The 17,578-nt window shown below is 64.6% G+C and carries 25 protein-coding genes; 21 read left to right on the plus strand and 4 right to left on the minus strand.

Translation table 11 applies throughout. The features are described 5' to 3' along the window. Positions 1–83 precede the first annotated feature (83 nt). The 8 genes from ACXI0D_RS03640 to ACXI0D_RS03675 all read left to right on the plus strand — a co-directional run bounded on the left by ACXI0D_RS03640 (position 84) and on the right by ACXI0D_RS03675 (position 7,031). The gene (locus ACXI0D_RS03640; protein WP_032975107.1) at positions 84–443 is read left to right on the plus strand and encodes a GPW/gp25 family protein; all 360 of its coding nucleotides are present in this window, start codon (positions 84–86) and stop codon (positions 441–443) included. A 15-nt stretch (positions 444–458) separates the two neighbouring features. After that, positions 459–1,625 (plus strand): phage tail sheath protein, encoded by a 1,167-nt coding sequence (locus ACXI0D_RS03645; RefSeq protein ID WP_479642317.1) that lies wholly within the window; start codon positions 459–461, stop codon positions 1,623–1,625. 26 nt (positions 1,626–1,651) lie between these two features. Next, positions 1,652–2,161, plus strand: a complete 510-nt coding sequence (locus tag ACXI0D_RS03650; protein ID WP_032975109.1) for a phage major tail tube protein — start codon at positions 1,652–1,654, stop codon at positions 2,159–2,161. A gap of 51 nt (positions 2,162–2,212) precedes the next feature. Further along, a complete protein-coding gene (locus ACXI0D_RS03655) occupies positions 2,213–2,560 on the plus strand; it encodes a phage tail assembly protein (RefSeq protein WP_191077434.1) in 348 nt (115 codons plus the stop codon). Between the two features lie 50 nt (positions 2,561–2,610). Further along, positions 2,611–2,685, plus strand: a complete 75-nt coding sequence (locus tag ACXI0D_RS03660) for a GpE family phage tail protein (protein WP_425507120.1) — start codon at positions 2,611–2,613, stop codon at positions 2,683–2,685. A gap of 70 nt (positions 2,686–2,755) precedes the next feature. After that, the gene (locus ACXI0D_RS03665) at positions 2,756–5,626 is read left to right on the plus strand and encodes a phage tail tape measure protein (protein ID WP_479642387.1); all 2,871 of its coding nucleotides are present in this window, start codon (positions 2,756–2,758) and stop codon (positions 5,624–5,626) included. 11 nt (positions 5,627–5,637) lie between these two features. Further along, entirely contained in the window at positions 5,638–6,036 is a 399-nt protein-coding gene (locus tag ACXI0D_RS03670; protein WP_032975110.1) for a phage tail protein, read from the plus strand. Continuing rightward, complete coding sequence (locus tag ACXI0D_RS03675) at positions 6,033–7,031, plus strand: phage late control D family protein (RefSeq protein WP_479642318.1); 999 nt, start codon at positions 6,033–6,035, stop codon at positions 7,029–7,031. Before ACXI0D_RS03670 ends, ACXI0D_RS03675 begins: the two co-directional genes overlap by 4 nt. An 80-nt stretch (positions 7,032–7,111) precedes the next feature. Here the strand turns inward: ACXI0D_RS03675 and ACXI0D_RS03680 are convergent, their stop codons facing one another. Then, a complete protein-coding gene (locus ACXI0D_RS03680; RefSeq protein ID WP_479642319.1) occupies positions 7,112–7,579 on the minus strand; it encodes a helix-turn-helix domain-containing protein in 468 nt (155 codons plus the stop codon). Between the two features lie 84 nt (positions 7,580–7,663). Here ACXI0D_RS03680 and ACXI0D_RS03685 point away from each other — a divergent pair, with 84 nt between their 5' ends. Genes ACXI0D_RS03685 through ACXI0D_RS03705 form a run of 5 tightly spaced genes read left to right on the plus strand, consistent with a single transcriptional unit; the run spans position 7,664 to position 11,472 of the window. Then, entirely contained in the window at positions 7,664–7,879 is a 216-nt protein-coding gene (locus ACXI0D_RS03685; RefSeq protein ID WP_479642320.1) for a DNA-binding protein, read from the plus strand. Between the two features lie 9 nt (positions 7,880–7,888). After that, positions 7,889–8,215 (plus strand): ogr/Delta-like zinc finger family protein, encoded by a 327-nt coding sequence (locus ACXI0D_RS03690; RefSeq protein ID WP_032975113.1) that lies wholly within the window; start codon positions 7,889–7,891, stop codon positions 8,213–8,215. Between the two features lie 11 nt (positions 8,216–8,226). Further along, positions 8,227–8,547: a hypothetical protein gene (locus ACXI0D_RS03695; protein ID WP_241876258.1), complete on the plus strand. Its 321-nt coding sequence runs from the start codon at positions 8,227–8,229 to the stop codon at positions 8,545–8,547. Then, a complete protein-coding gene (locus tag ACXI0D_RS03700; RefSeq protein ID WP_032975115.1) occupies positions 8,544–8,762 on the plus strand; it encodes a hypothetical protein in 219 nt (72 codons plus the stop codon). Before ACXI0D_RS03695 ends, ACXI0D_RS03700 begins: the two co-directional genes overlap by 4 nt. A 7-nt stretch (positions 8,763–8,769) precedes the next feature. Then, entirely contained in the window at positions 8,770–11,472 is a 2,703-nt protein-coding gene (locus ACXI0D_RS03705) for a toprim domain-containing protein (protein WP_479642321.1), read from the plus strand. 196 nt (positions 11,473–11,668) lie between these two features. Here the strand turns inward: ACXI0D_RS03705 and ACXI0D_RS03710 are convergent, their stop codons facing one another. Further along, positions 11,669–12,016 carry a BrnA antitoxin family protein gene (locus ACXI0D_RS03710; protein WP_479642322.1) on the minus strand — a complete coding sequence of 116 codons (348 nt, stop codon included), beginning with the start codon at positions 12,014–12,016 and terminating at the stop codon, positions 11,669–11,671. Then, positions 11,985–12,269, minus strand: coding sequence for a BrnT family toxin (locus ACXI0D_RS03715; protein WP_479642323.1), 285 nt, complete (start codon positions 12,267–12,269; stop codon positions 11,985–11,987). The genes ACXI0D_RS03710 and ACXI0D_RS03715 overlap by 32 nt, the downstream gene beginning before the upstream one ends. An 89-nt stretch (positions 12,270–12,358) precedes the next feature. Here ACXI0D_RS03715 and ACXI0D_RS03720 point away from each other — a divergent pair, with 89 nt between their 5' ends. The 8 genes from ACXI0D_RS03720 (at position 12,359) to ACXI0D_RS03755 (ending at position 16,666) form a co-directional block, all read left to right on the plus strand. Beyond that, the gene (locus tag ACXI0D_RS03720; RefSeq protein ID WP_479642324.1) at positions 12,359–13,144 is read left to right on the plus strand and encodes a KilA-N domain-containing protein; all 786 of its coding nucleotides are present in this window, start codon (positions 12,359–12,361) and stop codon (positions 13,142–13,144) included. A 288-nt stretch (positions 13,145–13,432) separates the two neighbouring features. Then, positions 13,433–13,669, plus strand: coding sequence for a hypothetical protein (locus tag ACXI0D_RS03725; protein WP_479642325.1), 237 nt, complete (start codon positions 13,433–13,435; stop codon positions 13,667–13,669). Then, positions 13,666–13,938, plus strand: a complete 273-nt coding sequence (locus ACXI0D_RS03730) for a hypothetical protein (protein WP_119006683.1) — start codon at positions 13,666–13,668, stop codon at positions 13,936–13,938. The genes ACXI0D_RS03725 and ACXI0D_RS03730 overlap by 4 nt, the downstream gene beginning before the upstream one ends. 70 nt (positions 13,939–14,008) lie before the next feature. Further along, positions 14,009–14,416, plus strand: coding sequence for a hypothetical protein (locus ACXI0D_RS03735; protein WP_479642326.1), 408 nt, complete (start codon positions 14,009–14,011; stop codon positions 14,414–14,416). Further along, on the plus strand, positions 14,409–14,789 hold the full coding sequence (locus ACXI0D_RS03740; protein ID WP_479642327.1) for a hypothetical protein: 381 nt from the start codon (positions 14,409–14,411) through the stop codon (positions 14,787–14,789). Before ACXI0D_RS03735 ends, ACXI0D_RS03740 begins: the two co-directional genes overlap by 8 nt. 274 nt (positions 14,790–15,063) lie before the next feature. Next, positions 15,064–15,267 (plus strand): DUF7696 family protein, encoded by a 204-nt coding sequence (locus ACXI0D_RS03745; protein WP_479642328.1) that lies wholly within the window; start codon positions 15,064–15,066, stop codon positions 15,265–15,267. After that, positions 15,264–15,485 carry a hypothetical protein gene (locus ACXI0D_RS03750; RefSeq protein ID WP_032975126.1) on the plus strand — a complete coding sequence of 74 codons (222 nt, stop codon included), beginning with the start codon at positions 15,264–15,266 and terminating at the stop codon, positions 15,483–15,485. The genes ACXI0D_RS03745 and ACXI0D_RS03750 overlap by 4 nt, the downstream gene beginning before the upstream one ends. Beyond that, entirely contained in the window at positions 15,485–16,666 is a 1,182-nt protein-coding gene (locus ACXI0D_RS03755) for a site-specific integrase (RefSeq protein WP_479642329.1), read from the plus strand. The genes ACXI0D_RS03750 and ACXI0D_RS03755 overlap by 1 nt, the downstream gene beginning before the upstream one ends. Before the next feature lie 248 nt (positions 16,667–16,914). Here the strand turns inward: ACXI0D_RS03755 and ACXI0D_RS03760 are convergent, their stop codons facing one another. Beyond that, positions 16,915–17,547, minus strand: a complete 633-nt coding sequence (locus ACXI0D_RS03760; protein WP_479642330.1) for a hypothetical protein — start codon at positions 17,545–17,547, stop codon at positions 16,915–16,917. Positions 17,548–17,578: the final 31 nt, after the last annotated feature.

The raw sequence follows: 17,578 nt of genomic DNA on the forward strand, positions 1-17,578 counted from the left end.
CGTCCACAGAATGAGGTCATGGCTTCGACCTCGCCCCATCTGCCCCACCTGCGCCGTCGCGCTCCCTTGTGGAGCGCGGTGCAATGAGGGGCATGGATGCATCCACTGGCCGCTGGCTGGACGATGACGCGCACCTGGTGCAGTCCATCGCTCGCATCCTGACCACGCCCATTGGCACACGGGTGCAGCGCCGCGACTTCGGATCGCTCCTGCCCGAGCTGGTCGACCAGCCATTCAACAGCACCACACAGCTGCGCCTGTACGGCGCCGCTGCCACGGCGCTCATGCGCTGGGAACCTCGCCTGCAGATCAAGCAGCTGTCGCTGTCACGCGGCGAACGGCCGGGCGCGTTCGTGCTCGATGTCACCTGCCGTCGCGTGCGCAGCCAGCAGTCCAACGAGTTCACCCGGCTGACTGTCCCCCTCCGCTACCGCGAAACCTGACCCAAGGAGCCAGCAATGGACCAGTACCACCACGGCGTACGCGTCGTCGAAGTAAACGGCGGCACCCGCCCGATCCGCACGGTGGCCACCGCCATCCTGGGCATCGTCTGCACGGCCGAGGACGCCGACGCATCCGTATTCCCGCTCAACAAGGCCGTGCTGCTGACCGACGTGCGCGGCGCCGTCGCCAAGGCCGGCACCAAGGGCACGCTCGCCGCCAGCCTGCGCGGCATCGCTGACCAATCCAATCCCGTTGCCGTGGTCGTGCGTGTCGCTGAGGGCGCGGCAGATCCGGAGACGACCACCAACGTCATCGGCAGCAAGGACACCGGCACCTACACCGGCCTGCAGGCGCTGCTGGTGGCCGAGGCGCAGCTGGGCGTCAAACCGCGCATCCTGGCCGTGCCGGGGCTGGATACGCAGGAAGTAGTCGCTGCGCTGGCCCCCATCGCCAAGACGCTACGCGCCATGGCTTACGTCAGCGCGTCGGCCGCCGGCAAGGTGTCCGATGTCATCGTCTACCGCGATCAGTTCAGCGAGCGCGAACTGATGATGATCTGGCCCGACTTCCTCGCCTGGGACACCATCAACAGCACCCCGGCGATGGCCTACGCGACCGCCCGCGCCGCTGGCCTGCGCGCACGCATCGATCAGGAGCAGGGCTGGCACAAGTCGATCTCCAACGTTCCGGTTTCGGGCGTCACCGGCATCAGCCGCGACGTGCATTGGGATCTGCAGGACCCCAACACCGATGCCGGCCTGCTCAACTCCAAGGACGTGACCACGCTGGTCAACGTCAACGGCTACCGCTTCTGGGGCAACCGCACCCTGAGCAGCGATCCGCTGTTCGCCTTCGAAACGGCCACGCGCACCGCGCACATCCTGGCCGACACCATCGCAGAGGCGATGCTGGTCTACATGGACAAGCCGCTGCACCCCAGCCAGGTCAAGGACATCTTGGAGAGCATCAACGCCAAGTTCCGCGAGCTGAAGAACGGCGGCTACATCATCGACGCCAACGCCTGGTACGACGAAGCCGCCAACCTACCCACGTCCCTGTCGGGCGGAAAGCTGGTCATCGACTACGACTTCACTCCGGTGCCCCCGCTGGAAAACCTGCAGCTGAACCAGCGCATCACCGACCGCTACTTCGCCGACTTCCCGAGCCGCATCAACGGCTGATCGGCACGACATAGGAATCCACGAACATGGCAATGCCCAGCAAGCTGAAAAACCTCAACCTGTTCAACGATGGCGAGAGCTACCGGGGTCTGGTGACCGAGTTCAAGCTGCCCACGCTGACCCGCAAGATGGAGGAATACCGTGCCGGTGGCATGGCTGGCCCCATCGATATCGACATGGGCCAGGAGAAGATCGAGGCCGAATGGAAGTGCGGTGGCCTGTCCCGCGAGGTGTTGCGCCAGTACGGCAAGACCACGCACAACGGCGTGCAGCTTCGCTTTGCCGGCGCCTACCAGCGCGACGATACCGGCGAGGTGGATGCGGTGGAGATCGTGCTGCGCGGTCGCCACAGCGAGATCGACGCCGGCACCGGTAAGGCCGGCGACGACACAGAGTTCAGCGTGAAAACCTCCGCCAGCTACTACAAGCTGTCGATCAACGGCCGCACGGAAATCGAGATCGACATGGTCGCCATGATTTTCATCGTGGACGGCAACGATCTGCTGCAGGAACAGCGCCGCGCCATCGGCATCTGATCCGCCCACCACGGCCCGGCACTGCCGGGCCTTGCTTCCACTGGAGAGACTATGAGCCGCAAGACCCCCGACAACGCCCTGCTGGACACCACCACCGGCAAGGTCAACGCCCCCGACTACGTCACGTTCGAACTGGATGCGCCCATCCATCGCGGCGATCAGGTCATCGAGAAGCTGCAGCTGCGCAAGCCCGATGCCGGCACCCTGCGCGGCGTGAAGCTGGTCGACCTTCTGCAGCTGGATACCACCGCCATCCGCATGCTCGCACCGCGCATCACCACCCCCAGCCTGACCACCGCGGACGTCGACAAGCTGGACCCCGCCGACCTGGTCACGCTCGGTACCGAGATCGCCAGTTTTTTCATGAAGAAGGCGGACCGGGAATCCCTGAACGCGTAGAGGATGCGATGGCCGATGTGGCTGTCATCTTCCACTTTCAGCCCAGCGAGATGGACCGCTGGACCGTGACCGAGTTGATGGAATGGCGGGAGCGAGCCGTCGAACGTAGCGGAAACAACACATGATCCCCACCAGCGCAGCCCCCTCCCCGTCTACCCGCCGTGATCGTTCGGCGGCCCACACCGAGGGGCTGCGCTGATGGCCGCCGACAACCTGCGCATGCAGGTCATCCTGTCCGCAATGGACAAGGCGACCGCGCCGTTCCGCAAGATCCAGCGCGGCGGCAAGGGGCTTGCTGACCAGCTGCTGCAGTCACGCGATGCGCTGCGCAAACTCAATGCAACCCAACGCGATCTGGGCGCCTTCCGCCAGCAAGTAGCTGCGTCGCGTGAATCGGCTACTGCCTACGCCGCACAGCAGGCCAAGGTGCGCGGACTGGCTGCCGCCGTCGCCGCTGCCGCGCAGCCTTCCCGCGCACTGACCAAGCAGTTCAAGGACGCCACCCGCGTCGCCGGACTGATGAAGGACAAGCAGCAACAGCAGGCGGCAGAGTTGCAGCGCCTGCGTAGCGGTCTGGACCGCGCCGGTATCAGCACGCGTAACCTGGGCAACGACGAGCGCCGCCTGCGGGCGGATATTGCCCGTACCAACGAGAGCATCAAGCGGCAGGAGACACATCTTGCCGCCGCTAACCGCATGAAGGAGCGCGCAGCGAAGCTGCAGAGCGCCGGCATTGGCATGGTGGGCACTGGCGCCGGGCTGGCATTCGGCGGCCAGCGCGCCTTGATGGCCGGGGCCCTGCCGCTTTCCGAAGCGATGAGTTTCGAATCTGCGATGGCCGATGTCCGCAAGGTCGTCGACTTCGACACGCCCCAGCAGTTCAAGGAAATGGGTCGGGAGGTGCAGAACCTCTCGACCAAGCTGCCAATGCTGTCCACCGACATTGCCAAGATCGTCGCCGCTGCCGGCCAGGCCGGCATTGCCAAAGCTGAGCTGGTCCGCTTCGCCGAGGACGCGGCCAAGATGGGCGTTGCCTTCGACACGACCGCCGAGGACGCCGGCCAAACCATGGCGACCTGGCGCACTGCGTTCCGCATGGGGCAGGACGATGTCGTCGTGCTGGCCGACAAGATCAACTACTTGGGCAACACCGGGCCCGCCAGCGTCCAGAAGATCAGCGAAGTGGTGAACCGCATCGGCGCGCTCGGCGAGGTCGCCGGCCTCGGTAGCGGCCCGCTGGCCGCGCTGGGTGCGACGGTCGCCGGCATGGGCATCGAGTCCGAGGTGTCTGCGACCGGCATCAAGAACATGCTGCTCACCCTGTCGTCGGGCGAGGCCGCCACCTCGCGCCAGGTCGCTGCATTCAGCAAGCTGGGCATCAAAGCCACCGATATGGCGCAGGCCATGCAGAAGGATGCAGGCGGCGCCATTCTGAGCGTGCTGGACAAGCTGAAGCTGCTGCCCAAGCACGAACAGGCCGCGACGATGACCACCCTTTTTGGGCGCGAATCCATCGGCGCGATCGCTCCGCTGCTGACGAACCTCGACCTGCTGAAAACCAACTTTGACAAGGTCACCGATGCCACCCAATACAGTGGCTCGATGTCGGCCGAATACGCCTCACGCGTGGCGACGTCTGAGAACGCGCTGCAGCTGCTGAAAAACACGGTGAACGTCACCGGCCAGGCCATCGGCGAGACGCTCCTGGGCGACTTCAAGGCGCTGGCCGAACGCACGGCAGAAGTGGTTCAACGGGTGATCGAGTGGGTCCGCGAGAACCCTGAGCTGGTGAAGATGCTGGCAAAGGCGGCCATTGTGGGCGCCGCCCTGGTGACGGTCTTCGGTGCATTGATGGTGACCGCTGGCGTGGTTGCCATGTCCTTCTCGCAGATCAGCGCGGCCATGGCGCTGCTGTCATCTGGCGGTGGCATGGGTGGTCTGGTCACCCGCGTAATGTCGCTGGGCGGTCGCGCGTTCCCGATGCTGCTCAACGTGGGGCGCATGCTGCTGCCGCTGCTCGGCGGCATCAGTCTCCCGGTGCTTGCCATTGGCGCCGCTGTGGCCGTGGTCGCCGCCCTGGTGTGGAAGTATTGGGAACCGATCAAGGCCTTCATGATCGGCGTATGGGAGGGCATCCTCGACGTGGTAAATCCGATCATGGACGAACTCATGACCGCGCTGGAACCACTGGGCCCGGTGTGGGACATGATCTCCAATGCCATGAGCCAGGCTTGGGATTGGGTCAAGAAGCTGTTCGAACCCTTTGAGGCCACCAGCGAGCAGCTGCAGGGCGCCACTGACGCCGGCCGAGGCTTCGGCCAGATCCTCGGCAACGTGCTTACGGTGAACCTGCGGCTGGCGGTGAAGGCCATCGGTTGGCTGGTCGACGCGTTCACCACCATCCTGCCGATCATCAAGAACGCCATCGGCGGCGCGTGGAAGTATCTGCAGGGCGCATGGGATCTGATCGTGGGCCTGTTCACCCTTGACGGCGATCTGATCCGCAACGGCTTGTCGTCCATGTGGGACGGCATCAATCAGATCCTGGTGGGCTGGCCCGCCAAGATGCTGCAGTCCGGCAAGGACATGATCTCTGGCCTGATCGACGGCATCCGCTCGATGGCCGGTTCCGTTGGCGATATCGTCAGCAACATCGGCAGCGGCGCCGTCTCCGCGTTCAAGAGCGTGCTGGGCATCCACAGCCCGTCGCGCGTGTTCAAGCAGCTGGGCGACTACACCATGCAGGGCTTGGCCGGCGGTCTCGACGGCGGCCAGGATCGCGCTGTGCAGTCCGTGGTGGGCCTTGGCGACCGTATGAAGCGTGCCGGTGCTGGGATGGCGCTGGCGGCCGCTGTGACGCCCGTGGTGCCTGTCAGCAGCGCGCCGGTCATGGCGCCGTCTGCCGGCGGCGCGGGCATGGCGCAGGCCGGTGGCAACACCTATCACATCACCATCCAAGCCGGTGCCGGCGCCGATGCGCAGGCCATTGCGCAGGCCGTCCGCGCCGAACTGGATCGCCGCGACCGCGAAGCGGGTTCACGGCACAACGCCCGCCTTACTGACTGAGCACTGCCACCATGATGATGTCCCTGGGCACGTTCGTTTTCTCGCTCTCCACCGCCGCCTACCAGCAGTTGCAACGCCAGATGTCATGGCGCCACCCAACCAGCGAGCGCGTGGGCGCGCGTGCGGCCCGGCAGTACGTTGGCCCCGGCGAAGAGACCATCGACCTCTCCGGTGTGATCCACGCCGAGCTGGCCGACGATCTGCTCACGCTGGACGTACTGCGGGAGCTGGCCGCCGAGGGCCGCCCGCTGGCGCTGGTGGAGGGCAACGGCACGGTCTATGGCGCCTACGTCATCCTCTCGATCAACGAAGGCCGGACAGAGTTCTTTTCCGATGGCACGCCGCGCCGCATTGATTTCCAGCTGCAGCTGGCGCGTACCGACGATGACACCGAGGAAGCGGCAGCATGAGCGCCTTCTACCCGATTCCGCAGTGGCGCGCGACACTGGACGGTGTAGACATTACCGACCGGATCGCGCCGCGCCTGCTGGATCTGAGCCTGACCGAAAGCCGGGGCGATGAGGCCGACCAGGTTGACCTGCGCCTGCATGACCATGACGGACGCCTGGCGCTGCCGCGTCGCGGTGTGACATTGGCGCTGGCATTCGGCTGGGCTGACAGCGGCATGGTCAACAAGGGCACGTTCGTGGTCGATGAGGCTGAACACAGCGGCCCGCCCGACATCATCACCATTCGCGCCCGCAGCGCGGATCTGACGCACTCGATCCGCACGCGCCGCGAGCGCAGCTGGCATGACACCACGCTCGGAACAGTGCTGCGCGCCCTGGCTGGGGAACACTCGCTGAAAGCAGCCATAGCGCCTGCGCTCGATAGCGTGGCGCTACCGCATCTGGATCAGGCAAACGAAAGCGACGTGAACCTGCTCACGCGGCTGGGCAAGCGATTCGATGCCGTGGCGACCATCAAGGCCGGCACGCTGATCTTCAAGCCCATCGATGGCACTACGACCGGTGACGGCATCAGCCTGCCGGTGCAGAAGCTGACACGCGCATCGGGGGATTCGCACCGGTACGCCGTGGTCGACCGCGATGCGGTGACCGGCGTGCGTGCCTACTGGGGTGATCGCGGCGCGGCGCGGCGCAAGGCCGTGCTGGTGGGCACCGACAAGAACGAGAAGAAGCTGCAGGCGACCTACGCCAGCGAGAGCGAGGCGCGGCAACATGCGACGGCGGAGTTGCAGCGGTTGGCACGGGGTACAGCGACACTATCGTTCAAGTTGGCGCTAGGCCGTGCCGATCTTTATCCCGGTCAGACGGTGAATGTCGCGGGCATCAAGCCCGAGATCGACGGCACGGACTGGCTGGTGGTGAAGGCGACGCACACCATTGATGCCGGCGCCGGCTTTACCACGTCCCTTGAACTTGAACGCGGGGCAACGACGTAGGCGCCTGTCGCGTTTGCCTCTACAGGCGCCCTTGCCACGGTCGATATTTTGACCAACAGCCAGTATCAGCTGTCCGATATTCAGCTCGAGCGTTTCCGACCGCCCTTGTTGCGCGAGCCGATCTGGAAGCTGACATCGCCCTGGGTCACCGTGCCCGCATTGACCTGGCCGGAATTGTTGCCGCCCACCACCGGCGCCGCGCCAGCGTCGGCGTGCTTCGCAGCGGCCTCCTTCGGCGCCGTCAGCATCAGCCGCACCGCAAAGCGCATTTCAGGCGATGCCGACCGGAAGCGGGCCAGCATCTCGCCGTCCTCGTCGTCCAGTTCCGTCGGGAAGCCTGTCAGCACATACCCGATATCCACACCGAGCGCGGCCAAGTCGTGCAGGTAGGCGGCGGTGGGCGAGTTCACGCCCGTCTCGTAACGCATCTGCGTGTTCTTGTTCTTGCCGGCGCGCGAGCCCATTTCCTCTTGGCTCAGGTCCAGCCGCTCGCGCTCCGCACGCAGTCGTGCGCCTACGCCGAGCTTGGGATCTTCAGTAAGTGACATTTTTCGAACTCTCCATGTTGACTGGTGCGCTTTTTCGCACTATTGTTGCCCCAAGTACACAATAATCACACTTTGGTGCCCGATATGTCCAAACCTGTCCTAAAAACCGCACCCGAGGTGCGAGAGGAACTTGACCGGAAGGGCATCTCTATCGCCGAGTTCGCCCGCACCCACAATCTCGACCAGCGCGCCACATGGCTGGTGCTGTCCGGCCGCAACAAGGGTCGCCGCGGCGAAGCGCACAAGGCCGCAGTCGTGCTGGGCATCAAGGCCGGCACCATCGATCCCGCGTCGAACTGAGGGCCGGTCATGTCTTCGCACAGCGCACGCAGGAAGGTGGTCTTTCGCTGCCCCTTCTGCCATTCCCCTTTGGTGAAGCGCACCAGCCACCTGAGCCATGACCACCTTCGGCACGACTCGTTCAACTGCACCAACCCGGTCTGTTCTGCCGCTTTCACCGGGCACACCGAACTGACCGGCGTTGCCAGTCCCAGCGGCCTGCCTGATGCACGGCCGACTGATCTTCCCCCAAGCCCCGCCTATGCCCGCGAGATCGCCCAGCGCGCTCACCGCATGCAGCACAGCGGCAACCAACCCGATCTGCTGGACGCATTGCCGCTCCCCGCCGACCACTGAGGTAATCAACCATGGCTGTTCTTGAACTGGCGATGCTCTCGCCAATGGCGAAGCTTTGCCTGCAATCCACCATCCGTCACGGCGGGTTGGTGGTTGGCGCACGCGGCTACACCGGCCGTCAGGCCGAGGCCGGCGAAGCATTCACCGCTGCGCCCGTGTGGCAGTTGATGGCCTTGGGCCTTGTGCGCTGCGCCCCCGGCAATGACCGCCTGCTGGAAGCGACTGATCGCGGTATCGAGTTGAACGACTGCGGCGTGGTCGAAATCAAGAACCCGCCCGAGGGGCTGGGCCTGATCGACGCCGAGGCCGACCAGGGCGAGGCCACCCCATGAGCCAGCGCGACGCATGGTCGACCGCCCAGGTGCCCTTCCTCGTCCCAGGCCCTGCCGGGTACGTGCCTACCGATCCTGCCAAGAAGGCAGAGGACGCCGCCACGCTGGCCGCGCGGGTAGCCGCGTTCCGCAAGGCAGGCGGCAAGGTCGAAGTCATCACCGAACCCACCTACCGCCCGCAGAAAAGCAGCAAGCGCCGCAGCGCGAAGGCCTGAACCGATCATGCAAGAAGACATCCGCCAGCAAATTCTGCAGCGCATCGAGCGGGACTACGGCCTCAAGCACCGCCCCAGCACGGAATACATGCGCGGCGGCAAGTGCCCCGCCTGTGGTCAGAAGGAGCTTTACACCAGCTTCCAGAATCCGTGGGTGCTGCGCTGTGGGCGCCAGGCCAAGTGCGGGCATGAGGTCAGCGTCAAGGATGTCTACGACGATCTGTTCGATGACTGGTCAAAGCGCCACGAACGCACGGAGACGGCGCCGCACGCTGCGGCGGACGCCTACCTGCGGTACTCGCGCGGCTTCGATCTAACCGCGCTCCGTGGCCTCTACACGCAGGAGAGCTACTTCGACCGAAAGTCCAGGGAAGGCACCGCGACGGTACGGTTCCCGCTGACCAAGGGCGGCTATTGGGAGCGCCTGATCGACCGCGCTCACCGCTTCGGCAAGCAAAAAGCGCGCTTCATGCCGGGCCAGAGCTATGCGGGCGCCTGGTGGATCGCCCCCGCTGCGGCCGACATGCTTCCGACCGCGCGTGAGGTCTGGATCACCGAGGGCATCTTCGACGCTATCTCGCTCCTGCAGCATGGCATTGCGGCTGCATCCGGTATGTCCAGCAACGGCTACCCCGAGGATTCGCTGCGCGCCCTGCGCGACCAGCGCGGCGGCAAGCTGCCGGTGCTGGTATGGGCCTACGACAACGAGCCAACCGCACGTGATTACGTGCGCAAGCATGCGCGCCGGGCCGGATCGCTGGGCTTCAAGAGCCGTGCAGCACTGATCCCGCAGAAGCCGGGGAAAAAGACCGATTGGAACGACCTGCATCTGCGCGCGTCGACCATCAACGATGCCGACGCACGCCAGGCTCAGTGGGATGCCGACATCGCGGAGGCGCGCTATCACGGCGACGTGCTGCTGGCGAAGTCCGCCATCGAGAAGGGCCTGCTGATGTATGCCCACACGCAGCGCCGCGAGTTCCACCTTGAGCACCGCTCGCGCCTGTTCTGGTTCAGCTTCGACAGCGTGAAGTTCGACAAGCTGTGCCAGGAGCGCGCCAAACGTAGGGAAGACCCGGACGAGGAACTGGACGCCGACGAGGCCGAGAAGATCCGCCGCGCCTGCTGCAGCGTGGAAGAAATCGCCAACTGCTATCCAGAGGCGCTCTACTTCCAGAGCCATGAGGTGACCGACGAAAGCTGGTACTTCTTCCGCGTCAGCTTCCCGCACGATGCGCCGCCCGTAAAGGGCACCTTTACCGGTGCGCAGGTCGCCAGCGCCAGCGAGTTCAAGAAGCGTCTCATTAGCATGGCGCAGGGCGCCGTGTTCACCGGCACCGGCCACCAACTGGACTGCATCATCCGGGACGTGCTGTATGACATCACCAAGGTCCAGACCATCGACTTCGTGGGCTACAGCGAGGATCACAAGTCCTACATCCTCGGCGACGTGGCGGTGCGCGACGGCGAACTGAGCATCGCCAATGCAGAGGACTACTTCGAGTTCAAGAACCTGCGTGTGAAATCCACGCAGAAGTCGATCCGACTGGACATTCAGCGCGACCCCGAAAAGCAGCGCAACGACTGGCTGGCGTGGCTGTGGATGTGCTTCGGCACCCACGGCATGATCGCGCTCACGTTCTGGTTCGGCTCGCTGTACGCCAACCAGATCCGCAGCGCGCACAAATCGTTCCCCTTCTTGGAGGCGACGGGCGAGGCCGGCGCCGGCAAGACCACGCTGCTGACCTTCCTGTGGAAGCTGCTCGGCCGCAGCGACTACGAAGGCTTCGACCCGGCGAAGTCATCCAAGGCCGGCCGCGCCCGCGCCATGGGCCAGATTTCCGGCATGCCGGTAGTGCTGCTGGAGGCCGACCGCAGCGATGCCGATCGATCGCACGCCAAGTCGTTTGAATGGGATGAACTGAAGGATTACTACGGCGGCGGCACCCTCGCCACGCGCGGCGTGCGCAATGGCGGCAACGACACCTACGAGCCCCCATTCCGGGGCACCATCGTCATCAGCCAGAACGCCGCCGTGGACGCCAGCGAGGCAATCCTGACGCGTATCGTCAAGCTGCACTTCCGCAAGCCGCAGGTCACCACTGAAAGCCGCATCGCAGCCGACAACCTCAACGCCCTGCAGGTGGAGGAACTGAGCCACTTCCTGATCCGCGCCGTCCGCGCCGAAAGCCAGGTGATGGAGAAGTTCGGCGAGCGCGTGCGCTTCTACGAGGGCAAGCTGCGCGAGCGCGGCGAGCTACGCATGGAGCGCGTCATAAAGAACCATGCGCAGATGCTGGCGCTGTTCGACGCCCTGCGCCTGGTCATGGAGATCCCCGAGGAAATGGTGGTCGCCACGCGCGAAGCGCTGGTTGCGGCCGCACTGGAGCGCCAGAGCGCGGTGAGCGCCGATAACGCCCTGGTCACTGAGTTCTGGGAAGTCTACGAGTATCTGGAAACCACCAACGGCGGCATGCCGGCGGTGAACCACTCGCGCGATGCATCGCGGATCGCCATCAACCTCAACGAGTTCGCCGCCAAGGCAGCGCACCATTCGCAGCAGCTGGCAGACCTCAAGGTGCTGCGCACGCTGCTGCGTGACTCGCGCCGGCACAAATGCCTGGACACGAACGTCGCCGTAAACAGCGCTATCCGTCAGGGCACCATGGGCGCCGCCGCCACAGTCAAATGCTGGGTGTTCAAGGCATGAACACGTTAAGAACTGCGCGAGTTCCAGCGTGCCCTTGCTCTTTCGCAGGCTGCCATCGCAGATGCAATAAAGGCAGCATCGTCGCCAGCCTCTTCACGGCAAGCAGCCATGTACATCGCGATCTCCTGTTCGTCTCGCAGGTGATCTGCAACATCGAAGTCCTGCAGCGAGGGTGCGCCCGGCTTTACGCCGGGCATCACCTCTTGGCCGCCATGGGCCGCTTGGCGACCGCCGCACGCTTGGCAACAGTTGCACGCTTGGCGACCGTCGCCGGCCGCTTGCCCTGGCGCGCCACCACCCAGTCCTTCAGCACCGCGTCGATCTTGGTCTGCCAGCCGGCACCGGTTTCGCGGAACGCGTCGAGCACATCCGGCGACAGGCGGATGGTGATGCGTTCCTTCGTTTCCGCTGCCTTGGGCCGGCCACGGAGCTTGCCCTGCAGCCCCGCCGGCAACCCAGTGAACGCAACCGCGCGGGCCACATCGCCTGCGGTCCATTCCGGGTTGTCCTTGTCAGGCGTCTCGCTGTTCTTGTGCTTGTTCATAGCTTTTGACCTCTCGTTTGTTGGCCTTGCGGAAGCTGATGACCCGGATGCCCCCGGCGGTTTCGGTGAAGACCAGCGCATGTACCCGCTCGCCTACCAACCCCAGCCCCCGGTAGCGCACCTCGCCGTAGTCCTTTCGGTCATCAACGACGAACAAGGCGGTCTGGAAATCGAACGCACGCACCAGCTCGAAGGACAGGCCGCGCTCTTCAACGTTGCGGGCGTTCTTGGCGGCGTCGTAGGTTATTTCCATGGCATTTATTGTATGCACATTAATTCGATGACGCAACCCCAGCCGCGCCCCACCGTGTTTGTGCGCCGTCTCCAGCCGAGGTATCTCGCATGAACCTCCAACACTCCACCACCGCGCCTCTCCTGATCGGCAACCTGCAGATCCGTCGCGACCATGCCGGCCGCTACTGCCTCAATGATCTTCATCAGGCTGCCGGGTTGCAGCAGCGCCACAGGCCCTCTCGTTGGGCCGAGAACGCTCAGACCACCGAGCTTGCGAGGATCGCAACGATCAAAGCCGGAATTCCGGCTTTGGTGAGCCAGCGTGGCGGAACCGTGCCATCCACCTACGCTGTCAAGCCGCTGGTCTACGCCTACGCAATGTGGATCTCCCCAGAGTTCCACCTGGCCGTCATCGCCGCCTACGACGCCCTGGTCACCGGCCAGGCCGGGCCTGCAGGCCACACCGCCGCCTCGGCCGCGTTGCACACCGCCCGCGCCCGAGTGGTCAACCGTCTGTACCGCGCGCAGGCGCCCGGCGAGATTCATGCCCTGCACGCCCAAGCCGCCCAGTTGTCGCTCGGCCTTGGCCTTCCGATACCGGACGTTCCCTCCGCGCCCGTGTCGCGCGTCGAGAGTGTGCTGGCTGGATTCTGGACGGTAGTAGACGCCGGCATCGCCGCCGGCACGCTGCATAGTCACGCCCGCAACCCGGCATGGCTGGCCCTGAACCTGCCCGAGGTGCGGCATGCGGCCGACCTCCAGGGCGCGGCACTTCCGGCCTCGACCGGCCTCACCTGGGCGCTGATCGCGTGTCCGCGACTGCTGCACCGTAGCCGCGCGGTGAACAGCCCGTATCAAGCTGGACCGATCAAGTGCTGGGTGTTCAGCGCATGACCCGTTCTGTCTTGACTTGCACAAAAAACGAGGGCAAAGTCCGCTGCAAGGAGACTCAAAACTCCGAGAACGAAGCGGAAACCGCGCCCGTCAGCATTGCGGTTTTTTTGCGCCTGAAATTCAAGCGCACCGACGTCTTCTGCGTCGGGAGGGCGGCAGCCATACAACACCCGAAAGGGGAAAACTGCCCGCCGGTCTTCGTTCCGGTTTTGAGCCTCCCGACACCCTCGTTGCGACGACTCAAAACGTCTCTGCGAGGTCACATCTCAAACGAAGGAGACGTCACCCATGGCACACAGCCACGGAGCGCCCGCGCATGCCGCGCGCCAGCTCGCACATTTTTTCGGCCAGATCGCCGACACCACCGAATGGAACCACGCCTGCTGGCAGGGTCTCTTTGCGCGCCTGCTCGGCGCGGGAAAGACGCCGGCAGAGTTGACGCTGGGCGAGATCCAGAACGCCGTCGATCAGGTAAAGGCCCGGTGGGCAGATTGCCAGGGCACCGGCCCGAGGGCGCTGTCATGAGCGCGCACACCCGCAACGGCACCCGCACAGCGGCGGATGTGGTGAACAGCATCCACTTCGTGGTGCACGAAAACGACATCGACCGTCTCTGGCAGGCCCAGCAGGCCATTGACCTGCTCGCGCTGCTCGACACCGATCAGCCCTCCCCCATCACTCTCGACCACATCGCCGCAGTCGCGGCGTACGTGGCGGAGGATCTGCGCCACGTGTTAGGCAATGCCCACCGGGCCGACCAACTGCCAGCCGTAGACCTGGCGGACACCCTGTAAGAACGGGTCCGGCCGGTGGCGCGCCAACGCCACCGCTGGGCCTTCCCTCCACGACGCTCGGAGAAGAGCCATGTATCAGCAAACTGAGTCACCCCCAGCCGCCGCATGTTCGCAGGGGGCCGACACCGGACCCGCCGCGCAGGCTACCACGCAGCCGGAACTCACCCCGGCACCCGACAACAAGGCTGTGCTGCAGTTCACCATCAGCCCCAATGAGATCGTCGTGACCGCGATTCTCGCCATGGGGCCGACGCGCTGCATCGAGCAGCGCTGGAAGCGCCGGACCCGCAGCAGCTTTCTGCTTGCGGCAGGGCCGGTACTTTGGGAGATGGAGAAAGACGCCATCGGTCGCGACCTGGCCGACTTCCTCGACCGTGCCGGCGTGCCCCTTGCCATCGCAAACATGCTGCCTCGGCCTGCCAGTACCGCCGCGTCCGCGGCTATCGCTGCAGCAGCGCAGGAGGTGGCCTATGTTTGAGAGCAAGCCCTGCCGATGCGCGCGGTGCGAGACGACACCGGCCAACGCCGGCCACTGGGTGAAGCACCTGACCGAGCAAGCGGAGTATGCAGCGGAGCTACCACCCTACGAGCGCGTGGTCGGGCTGCATCAAGCCCAGCAGGCCCTGGCGGCCGTGCTCACCGCACGCACCTCGCCCGCAGCTCAGCCGCCTTCTGGGCGGGAGGTTCTGATGGCTGCGGTGATCGCTGCGGTGAAGCGTCATCGCTCCCTGGTGCACTCGCCGCACAGTGTCTATACAACGGAACTGGCCGCTGCGAGCCAGCAGGTCGACGCCGCTTTGGCGGCACTGGCCGCCCACGACTTCGATACCGGCGAGGTGGTCACCGCATGAAGTACCACACAACCCAACGGCAGATAGCGGCACCGTGGCCGATGCCTAGCTGCAGGGCTGGGCATACGGCTCGACTGATGGAAGACCGGCGCAGGGCCGATGCCGGCGGCGGCCATTTCATCGAATGCCAATGCGGCCGCACCCACAAGCACCCCAGCACACACCTGGCGTTGCAGGAGTGGACCCGCCTGTACGGGCGCGCAACACCGGTAGCGCCCACAGCCAACAACGTGATCCAGCTGGGGCTGGGCCTGGGTGATAGAAGCACCGGGTAATGGATGACGCCACAGAGCAGCATCGGCGGGCCTGTGAGGCCCGCCACTGGATCAGGCAGGGCTACAACAGCGGCAGATGGGTGGACGAACTGATTGCCCGCATTGCGGGTAAACGTGGCGCCGCTGCCGCCGAAGCCTTGCGGGAAGAAATGCGCCGGCAGTGGCCACGTCGGCGCGAGTGGATGGAGGCGTCCGAGCTTTGAGCAGCCGCATTGTGCAATTCAACATCCTGCAGGAGCTGTGCACCCCGCACGGCCCCCCACCCCGTGCGGCGACCGTGCGGCGCTGGGCAGAACGGCAGGGTATCCGGTACAAGTACGACCGCCACGGCGGGATCTGGACCACCCTCGACGCGCTGAACGCCGCGCTGGGGCTGGTCGAACCGCTCCAGCACGAAGTACGGGAAGAGGACAACATCTGATGACACGCGGCAGAAAGAGGAAGTTCAATCCGGCCATACCTGGGCACATCGAGCAGGGAGCATTGCCGAAAGGGATCTACTGGCACGACGGCCGCTGGTTCATCTACGAAGACCACGCGGAGGGCGGCCGGCGCGTAAAGCGTACGGTCGCCCACGCCAGCGCCCGCCTGTCGGATCTGCACGCCATCGTGGAAGAGATGCGCACAGGTGCAGGGCGCGGCACGCTACGCTTTCTCTTCGACCGCTACCACGAATCCAGCGATTTCAAACGACTCGCCGCCGGCACCCGCAGGAACTACGAGGGCTACGCGGAGGTGTTGGCCACCTACGTCCGCAAGGATGGAACGTCGCTGGGATCTATCCAGGTCGACCGCATCACAACACCGGTTGTACAACGGCTGGTGGAGACTTTTGCTGTAGGCCGCCCGGCGAATCGCACCCAGCCCGCCCTCCCTGCGTACCCCAGCAAGGCTAATCATCTGCACCGCTTCCTGCGGCTGACCTTGTCGTGGGGTGTACGCATGGGCTACTGCAAGACCAACCCGGCCAAAGGCGTGCGCCAGGCGAAAGAACGGGGCGACGCGCGCATGCCGTCGCAGGAAGCGTTTCGCGCAGTGCTGGCTTTCGCACGGGAACGCGGCGCGCTCCCTTCCAACGCCAAGGGCAGCTTTCCCGACTACCTGGCCCCGGTGATGATCCTGGCCTACAGCGTCCGCCTGCGCGGCATCGAGGTCTGCACGCTGACCGACGCGCACCGCCAGGCCGAGGGGGTGCATAGCAATCGCCGCAAAGGATCGCGTGACAACGTGACGGAGTGGGACGCAGCGATGATCGAAGCATGGGAGCAGCTGCTGGCGCGGCGCCACCGCATCTGGAACCGAAAGGGCCGAGTGCGCCCTGTTCCCCTGCGCGCCAACGACAGGTTCTTGCTGGTGGAGCGCAGCGGCGAGCCGATCACCAAGTCTGCGCTCGACAGTGCATGGCAGCGCTTCATCACCGAGGCGGTTCGCGTAGGGGTGATTTCCAAGGCCGAGCGCTTCGCACTGCACGGCTTGAAGCACCGGGGCATCACAGATGGTGACAACAAGGCTGCGGGCGGCCACGTTTCGGAACAAATGCGGCAGCGATATGACCATGAACTGCCCGTGGTCCAACCGCCCAGGCAGGAGGAACGCGCTTGAGTGCGGAACCACCTAATTCTTCCGAAGAACCTCCCTACGAAACGAAGAAGGCGCCGCTAGGGCGCCTTCGTTGTTGATGCAGTTCGTAGGCAGTGGTGAATTTGACCCATACACCGTCGAAATGTGGGGTGCCTGGGCCAATCCCGGGAGACATGAGCTAGAGGGCCAACCGCCGGTGCGCTGACCTGCCTGTTCTCTGCAGACCAGACTGCGCGGATGCGGGACAATCAGCCTCGCATGCGAGCAACCTACTTCTGCTCACTATCCAGTTCAGCCTGCTGGCCAGCATCATCTTCAAGCCGCCGGATTTCGGCCCCGATGAGGCGCTGGGCATTGGCAAATGAGATGTCGGCTCGCTTCCAATTCTCCTCAGCGACTTCAAGAGATTCGGCCTTCAATGCCGCTGTCACCTCATCGATCAGATCGTCTAGCCGGATGCAAACCTTGGCTGCGTGAATTCGATACTGCAGCACAGTCATTTCAGCCTTGCTTGATTGAATGGCGCCATTCACTGCGTGATCCATACGAACGCGGGCCCAAACTCCATTGATACCAAGGGCATCCAACATTGCGCCATGCGCTTCGGACGCGCCTAGATAGTACTTTGCTACAGCTTGCTGAAGAGCAAGCAGATTGGCTCTCTCCGCATCACTTCGTTGCATCCTCACGTGATCTAGCCGCAATTCCTGCCGCAGGAGCCTCTGGGATTGCTGCCTCTTTCCTTCAGAGAGGTTCTCCTGCACCCATCTCAGCGCAAAGCCCAAGATCAAGGCCAACACAGGGATCACCCATTTCCAATCATCCGTGCAGACCGCGCTTGCGGGCTGTGCACACAGATTGGGAGCGGCTTCCAACCCAAAACTAACCGGTGCCCATTCCATGAAATCTCCTTGTCCAAGCACGGCTGCATAG

It is taken from the genome of Stenotrophomonas sp. C9D9 (assembly GCF_056491205.1).

What these genes read in the sequence shown, in the direction of transcription:
- ACXI0D_RS03640 (WP_032975107.1), top strand. Translation starts at nt 84, where the DNA reads ATGAGGGGCATGGATGCATCCACTGGCCGCTGGCTGGACGATGACGCG.
- ACXI0D_RS03645 (WP_479642317.1), top strand. Translation starts at nt 459, where the DNA reads ATGGACCAGTACCACCACGGCGTACGCGTCGTCGAAGTAAACGGCGGC.
- ACXI0D_RS03650 (WP_032975109.1), top strand. Translation starts at nt 1,652, where the DNA reads ATGGCAATGCCCAGCAAGCTGAAAAACCTCAACCTGTTCAACGATGGC.
- ACXI0D_RS03655 (WP_191077434.1), top strand. Translation starts at nt 2,213, where the DNA reads ATGAGCCGCAAGACCCCCGACAACGCCCTGCTGGACACCACCACCGGC.
- ACXI0D_RS03670 (WP_032975110.1), top strand. Translation starts at nt 5,638, where the DNA reads ATGATGATGTCCCTGGGCACGTTCGTTTTCTCGCTCTCCACCGCCGCC.
- ACXI0D_RS03675 (WP_479642318.1), top strand. Translation starts at nt 6,033, where the DNA reads ATGAGCGCCTTCTACCCGATTCCGCAGTGGCGCGCGACACTGGACGGT.
- ACXI0D_RS03680 (WP_479642319.1), bottom strand. Translation starts at nt 7,579, where the DNA reads ATGTCACTTACTGAAGATCCCAAGCTCGGCGTAGGCGCACGACTGCGT.
- ACXI0D_RS03685 (WP_479642320.1), top strand. Translation starts at nt 7,664, where the DNA reads ATGTCCAAACCTGTCCTAAAAACCGCACCCGAGGTGCGAGAGGAACTT.
- ACXI0D_RS03690 (WP_032975113.1), top strand. Translation starts at nt 7,889, where the DNA reads ATGTCTTCGCACAGCGCACGCAGGAAGGTGGTCTTTCGCTGCCCCTTC.
- ACXI0D_RS03695 (WP_241876258.1), top strand. Translation starts at nt 8,227, where the DNA reads ATGGCTGTTCTTGAACTGGCGATGCTCTCGCCAATGGCGAAGCTTTGC.
- ACXI0D_RS03700 (WP_032975115.1), top strand. Translation starts at nt 8,544, where the DNA reads ATGAGCCAGCGCGACGCATGGTCGACCGCCCAGGTGCCCTTCCTCGTC.
- ACXI0D_RS03705 (WP_479642321.1), top strand. Translation starts at nt 8,770, where the DNA reads ATGCAAGAAGACATCCGCCAGCAAATTCTGCAGCGCATCGAGCGGGAC.
- ACXI0D_RS03710 (WP_479642322.1), bottom strand. Translation starts at nt 12,016, where the DNA reads ATGAACAAGCACAAGAACAGCGAGACGCCTGACAAGGACAACCCGGAA.
- ACXI0D_RS03715 (WP_479642323.1), bottom strand. Translation starts at nt 12,269, where the DNA reads ATGGAAATAACCTACGACGCCGCCAAGAACGCCCGCAACGTTGAAGAG.
- ACXI0D_RS03720 (WP_479642324.1), top strand. Translation starts at nt 12,359, where the DNA reads ATGAACCTCCAACACTCCACCACCGCGCCTCTCCTGATCGGCAACCTG.
- ACXI0D_RS03725 (WP_479642325.1), top strand. Translation starts at nt 13,433, where the DNA reads ATGGCACACAGCCACGGAGCGCCCGCGCATGCCGCGCGCCAGCTCGCA.
- ACXI0D_RS03730 (WP_119006683.1), top strand. Translation starts at nt 13,666, where the DNA reads ATGAGCGCGCACACCCGCAACGGCACCCGCACAGCGGCGGATGTGGTG.
- ACXI0D_RS03735 (WP_479642326.1), top strand. Translation starts at nt 14,009, where the DNA reads ATGTATCAGCAAACTGAGTCACCCCCAGCCGCCGCATGTTCGCAGGGG.
- ACXI0D_RS03740 (WP_479642327.1), top strand. Translation starts at nt 14,409, where the DNA reads ATGTTTGAGAGCAAGCCCTGCCGATGCGCGCGGTGCGAGACGACACCG.
- ACXI0D_RS03745 (WP_479642328.1), top strand. Translation starts at nt 15,064, where the DNA reads ATGGATGACGCCACAGAGCAGCATCGGCGGGCCTGTGAGGCCCGCCAC.
- ACXI0D_RS03755 (WP_479642329.1), top strand. Translation starts at nt 15,485, where the DNA reads ATGACACGCGGCAGAAAGAGGAAGTTCAATCCGGCCATACCTGGGCAC.
- ACXI0D_RS03760 (WP_479642330.1), bottom strand. Translation starts at nt 17,547, where the DNA reads ATGGAATGGGCACCGGTTAGTTTTGGGTTGGAAGCCGCTCCCAATCTG.